Genomic DNA, 5,941 nt, shown 5'->3' on the forward strand with positions numbered 1-5,941 from the left:
TTCTCTTTTCTTCCACCTAATAAAACTTTAAGCTTATATAGATATAATTTCATTTCCTTTTTTTTGAAAAAAGGTAGTAAAAATTAAGATATTTATGTAATCTATAATTTTAAATTGTTCTTTAAATTATTAATATTGTTAATCAAATCTTATAGTCAATCTTTGAAATCTAAATAAGTGATCGATTGAGCCAGAGATTTCATTATTTATTAATGTAAATCTATAAATAAATAATTATTAAAGATTATCAATCATTTGTTAATCTTTAAAATACTTTTTCTTTGAAGAAAAAGATTAAACTATCTATAATTTTTATGGAGAGTTTGATCCTGGCTCAGAGTGAACGCTGGCGGCGTGCCTAATACATGCAAGTCGAACGATGAAGCAACTAGCTTGCTAGTTGTGGATTAGTGGCGCACGGGTGAGTAAGGTATAGTTAATCTGCCCTACACAAGAGGACAACAGTTGGAAACGACTGCTAATACTCTATACTCCTATTTAACATAAGTTGAATAGGGAAAGTTTTTCGGTGTAGGATGAGACTATATAGTATCAGCTAGTTGGTGAGGTAATGGCTCACCAAGGCTATGACGCTTAACTGGTCTGAGAGGATGATCAGTCACACTGGAACTGAGACACGGTCCAGACTCCTACGGGAGGCAGCAGTAGGGAATATTGCGCAATGGGGGAAACCCTGACGCAGCAACGCCGCGTGGAGGATGACACTTTTCGGAGCGTAAACTCCTTTTCTTAGGGAAGAATTCTGACGGTACCTAAGGAATAAGCACCGGCTAACTCCGTGCCAGCAGCCGCGGTAATACGGAGGGTGCAAGCGTTACTCGGAATCACTGGGCGTAAAGGGCGCGTAGGCGGATTATCAAGTCTCTTGTGAAATCCAACGGCTTAACCGTTGAACTGCTTGGGAAACTGGTAATCTAGAGTGGGGGAGAGGCAGATGGAATTGGTGGTGTAGGGGTAAAATCCGTAGATATCACCAAGAATACCCATTGCGAAGGCGATCTGCTGGAACTTAACTGACGCTAAGGCGCGAAAGCGTGGGGAGCAAACAGGATTAGATACCCTGGTAGTCCACGCCCTAAACGATGTATGCTAGTTGTTGGGGTGCTAGTCATCTCAGTAATGCAGCTAACGCATTAAGCATACCGCCTGGGGAGTACGGTCGCAAGATTAAAACTCAAAGGAATAGACGGGGACCCGCACAAGCGGTGGAGCATGTGGTTTAATTCGAAGATACGCGAAGAACCTTACCTGGGCTTGATATCCTAAGAACCTTATAGAGATATGAGGGTGCTAGCTTGCTAGAACTTAGAGACAGGTGCTGCACGGCTGTCGTCAGCTCGTGTCGTGAGATGTTGGGTTAAGTCCCGCAACGAGCGCAACCCACGTATTTAGTTGCTAACGGTTTGGCCGAGCACTCTAAATAGACTGCCTTCGTAAGGAGGAGGAAGGTGTGGACGACGTCAAGTCATCATGGCCCTTATGCCCAGGGCGACACACGTGCTACAATGGCATATACAATGAGACGCAATACCGCGAGGTGGAGCAAATCTATAAAATATGTCCCAGTTCGGATTGTTCTCTGCAACTCGAGAGCATGAAGCCGGAATCGCTAGTAATCGTAGATCAGCCATGCTACGGTGAATACGTTCCCGGGTCTTGTACTCACCGCCCGTCACACCATGGGAGTTGATTTCACTCGAAGCCGGAATACTAAACTAGTTACCGTCCACAGTGGAATCAGCGACTGGGGTGAAGTCGTAACAAGGTAACCGTAGGAGAACCTGCGGTTGGATCACCTCCTTTCTAGAGTACAAACTGATAAGTCTCACAACTATCAGTTCATATAAACTCAATCATCCTTGTTTAGATTTCAAAGATTGATGAAAAGCTAATTTTGGGGAATTAGCTCAGCTGGGAGAGCGCCTGCTTTGCACGCAGGAGGTCAGCGGTTCGATCCCGCTATTCTCCACCATTTATTAAGGGCCTATAGCTCAGCTGGTTAGAGTGCACCCCTGATAAGGGTGAGGTCACAAGTTCAAGTCTTGTTAGGCCCACCATAAAAAAGATTTGTTTATCAATTAATTAAAAGTTTTAAAACTTAAAGTAAGTATATGAGTAATTATATTTACTTTAGGTTTTAAGACCTAAGCTAAATAAAATATTTGAGTAAAATACTTTTATTTAATGTTATTTGAATTATCATTGTTAAGAGTCACAAGCAAGTTTTAAAAAACAATTTTACAGGACTTGTTAAAGGATAAAACCTAACTATCTTTTCTTTAGCTTTTAGTTAAAGACAAGTTTTAAACTCACGACTTATTAATATAAGTGTTTAAATGCTTTCCGTCTTAAGATAGTAAAGTCTTATCATAAAAACTTTAGCAAGGAAGTGATGCGTTTTAGAATAATTTAAAAGGTAAGCTATTAAGAGCGAATGGTGGATGCCTTGGCTGGTAAAGGCGATGAAGGACGTACTAGACTGCGATAAGCTACGGGGAGCTGTCAAGAAGCTTTGATCCGTAGATTTCCGAATGGGGCAACCCAGTATATAGAGATATATACTACCATAATGGAGCGAACGTAGGGAATTGAAACATCTTAGTACCTACAGGAAAAGAAATCAATAGAGATTGCGTCAGTAGCGGCGAGCGAAAGCGCAAGAGGGCAAACCCAGTGCTTGCACTGGGGGTTGTAGGACTGCAATGTGCAATAGGTGAGGTTAGTAGAACACTCTGGAAAGTGTAACCATAGAGGGTGATAGTCCCGTATACGAAAACCAAACCTTAGCTAGCAGTATCCTGAGTAGGGCGGGACACGAGGAATCCTGTCTGAAGCTGGGTCGACCACGATCCAACCCTAAATACTAATACCAGACCGATAGTGCACAAGTACCGTGAGGGAAAGGTGAAAAGAACTGAGGTGATCAGAGTGAAATAGAACCTGAAACCATTTGCTTACAATCATTCAGAGCACTATGTAGCAATACAGTGTGATGGACTGCCTTTTGCATAATGAGCCTGCGAGTTGTGGTGTCTGGCAAGGTTAAGCACACGCGAAGCCGTAGCGAAAGCGAGTCTGAATAGGGCGATTAAGTCAGATGCTGCAGACCCGAAACGAAGTGATCTATCCATGAGCAAGTTGAAGCTAGTGTAAGAACTAGTGGAGGACTGAACCGATAGGCGTTGAAAAGCCCCCGGATGACTTGTGGATAGGGGTGAAAGGCCAATCAAACTTCGTGATAGCTGGTTCTCTCCGAAATATATTTAGGTATAGCGTTGTGTCGTAACTAAAGGGGGTAGAGCACTGAATGGGCTAGGGCATACACCAATGTACCAAACCCTATCAAACTCCGAATACCTTTAGTGTAATCACAGCAGTCAGGCGGCGAGTGATAAAATCCGTCGTCAAGAGGGAAACAACCCAGACTACCAGCTAAGGTCCCTAAATCTTACTTAAGTGGAAAACGATGTGAAGTTACTTAAACAACCAGGAGGTTGGCTTAGAAGCAGCCATCCTTTAAAGAAAGCGTAATAGCTCACTGGTCTAGTGATTTTGCGCGGAAAATATAACGGGGCTAAAGTAAGTACCGAAGCTGTAGACTTGACTTTGTCAAGTGGTAGGAGAGCGTTCTATTTGCGTCGAAGGTATACCGGTAAGGAGTGCTGGAGCGAATAGAAGTGAGCATGCAGGCATGAGTAGCGATAATTAATGTGAGAATCATTAACGCCGTAAACCCAAGGTTTCCTACGCGATGCTCGTCATCGTAGGGTTAGTCGGGTCCTAAGCCGAGTCCGAAAGGGGTAGGCGATGGCAAATTGGTTAATATTCCAATACCAACATTAGTGTGCGATGGAAGGACGCTTAGGGCTAAGCATTGCTAGCGGATGGAAGTGCTAGTTGAAAGTTGTAGGAGCTTATATAGGCAAATCCGTATAAGAATACTCCGAGAACCTATAAGCTTTTTGAAATCTTCGGATAGATAAGAGTAATGCTGATGCCGTCGAGCCAAGAAAAGTTTCTAAGTTTAGCTAATGTTGCCCGTACCGTAAACCGACACAGGTGGGTGGGATGAGTATTCTAAGGCGCGTGGAAGAACTCTCTTTAAGGAACTCTGCAAAATAGCACCGTATCTTCGGTATAAGGTGTGGTTCGCTTTGTATTAGGATTTACTCCGAAAGCAAAGAAACTTACAACAAAGAGTCCCTCCCGACTGTTTACCAAAAACACAGCACTCTGCTAACTCGTAAGAGGATGTATAGGGTGTGACGCCTGCCCGGTGCTCGAAGGTTAATTGATGGGGTTAGCATTAGCGAAGCTCTTGATCGAAGCCCGAGTAAACGGCGGCCGTAACTATAACGGTCCTAAGGTAGCGAAATTCCTTGTCGGTTAAATACCGACCTGCATGAATGGCGTAACGAGATGGGAGCTGTCTCAAAGAGAGATCCAGTGAAATTGTAGTGGAGGTGAAAATTCCTCCTACCCGCGGCAAGACGGAAAGACCCCGTGGACCTTTACTACAGCTTGACACTGCTATTTGGATAAGAATGTGCAGGATAGGTGGGAGGCTTTGAGTATATGACGCCAGTTGTATATGAGCCGTTGTTGAGATACCACTCTTTCTTATTTGGGTAGCTAACCAGCTTGAGTTATCCTCAAGTGGGACAATGTCTGGTGGGTAGTTTGACTGGGGCGGTCGCCTCCCAAATAATAACGGAGGCTTACAAAGGTTGGCTCAGAACGGTTGGAAATCGTTCGTAGAGTATAAAGGTATAAGCCAGCTTAACTGCAAGACATACAAGTCAAGCAGGGACGAAAGTCGGTCTTAGTGATCCGGTGGTTCTGTGTGGAAGGGCCATCGCTCAAAGGATAAAAGGTACCCCGGGGATAACAGGCTGATCTCCCCCAAGAGCTCACATCGACGGGGAGGTTTGGCACCTCGATGTCGGCTCATCGCATCCTGGGGCTGGAGCAGGTCCCAAGGGTATGGCTGTTCGCCATTTAAAGCGGTACGCGAGCTGGGTTCAGAACGTCGTGAGACAGTTCGGTCCCTATCTGCCGTGGGCGTAAGAAGATTGAAGAGATTTGACCCTAGTACGAGAGGACCGGGTTGAACAAACCACTGGTGTAGCTGTTGTTCTGCCAAGAGCATCGCAGCGTAGCTAAGTTTGGAACGGATAAACGCTGAAAGCATCTAAGCGTGAAGCCAACTCTAAGATGAATCTTCTCTAAGCTCTCTAGAAGACTACTAGTTTGATAGGCTGGGTGTGTAATAGATGAAAGTCTTTTAGCTGACCAGTACTAATAGAGCGTTTGGCTTATCTTATTTAAGCATCACTTCCTTGTTAAGGTTTTTATAATAAATCTTAATAAAGAGTTTTTGTAAAACTTGCTCTTAACATTGTTTTTTAAGTATTCTTAAAAAGAATATTTAAATAACAATGTCCGTGATTATACAGATGTGGAGACGCCTTGATCCATCCCGAACCAAGAAGCTAAGCACATCGTGGGTGATGATACTACGCCTTACTGGCATGGGGAAAGTAACTCATTGCGGACTTGTTAATTTCTTTACTATTCTTATTACTTGTATTAATTCTGATTGGTTATATTTTTACTCTTATTTATTATTGATGATTTTATTTTTTCATTTTTAGTGTTTTTAGTTTTTTAATTGTTAGTTTTTACTTAGGTTAAATTATTGATTAAGATTAGTTTGTGTTAATTATATTTAGTTTGTTTGTATTTATTGATTGTAGTTTGGATTTTAGTTTATTTATTGGATTAGGATTTGTTTTTAATATATAAATTTATTAATATATTTATTTATGAATTGATTTTAGTTTTTAATCCTTTAAATGTTTTTATGGGTTTATAATTAAATTAGTTATTAAGTTAGTTTGAATTAGTTTGAATTAGTTTG

At 42.3% G+C, this 5,941-nt stretch carries 2 tRNA genes and 3 rRNA genes; all 5 read left to right on the plus strand.

Annotated features, from left to right (window positions below):
• Positions 1-311 precede the first annotated feature (311 nt).
• The 5 genes from FPD38_RS00440 to rrf all read left to right on the plus strand — a co-directional run bounded on the left by FPD38_RS00440 (position 312) and on the right by rrf (position 5,578).
• Positions 312-1,824: ribosomal RNA gene (locus tag FPD38_RS00440) — 16S ribosomal RNA — on the plus strand.
• A 93-nt stretch (positions 1,825-1,917) separates the two neighbouring features.
• Positions 1,918-1,993: transfer RNA gene (locus FPD38_RS00445), tRNA-Ala, on the plus strand.
• A gap of 8 nt (positions 1,994-2,001) precedes the next feature.
• Positions 2,002-2,078, plus strand: a tRNA-Ile gene (locus tag FPD38_RS00450).
• Between the two features lie 357 nt (positions 2,079-2,435).
• Positions 2,436-5,344: ribosomal RNA gene (locus FPD38_RS00455) — 23S ribosomal RNA — on the plus strand.
• A gap of 117 nt (positions 5,345-5,461) precedes the next feature.
• Positions 5,462-5,578: ribosomal RNA gene (gene rrf / locus FPD38_RS00460) — 5S ribosomal RNA — on the plus strand.
• Together the 16S, 23S and 5S rRNA genes with 2 tRNA genes alongside form the textbook arrangement of a ribosomal RNA operon.
• Positions 5,579-5,941 lie beyond the last annotated feature (363 nt).

The organism is Campylobacter volucris, from assembly GCF_008011665.1.
GTDB lineage: Bacteria > Campylobacterota > Campylobacteria > Campylobacterales > Campylobacteraceae > Campylobacter_D > Campylobacter_D volucris_A.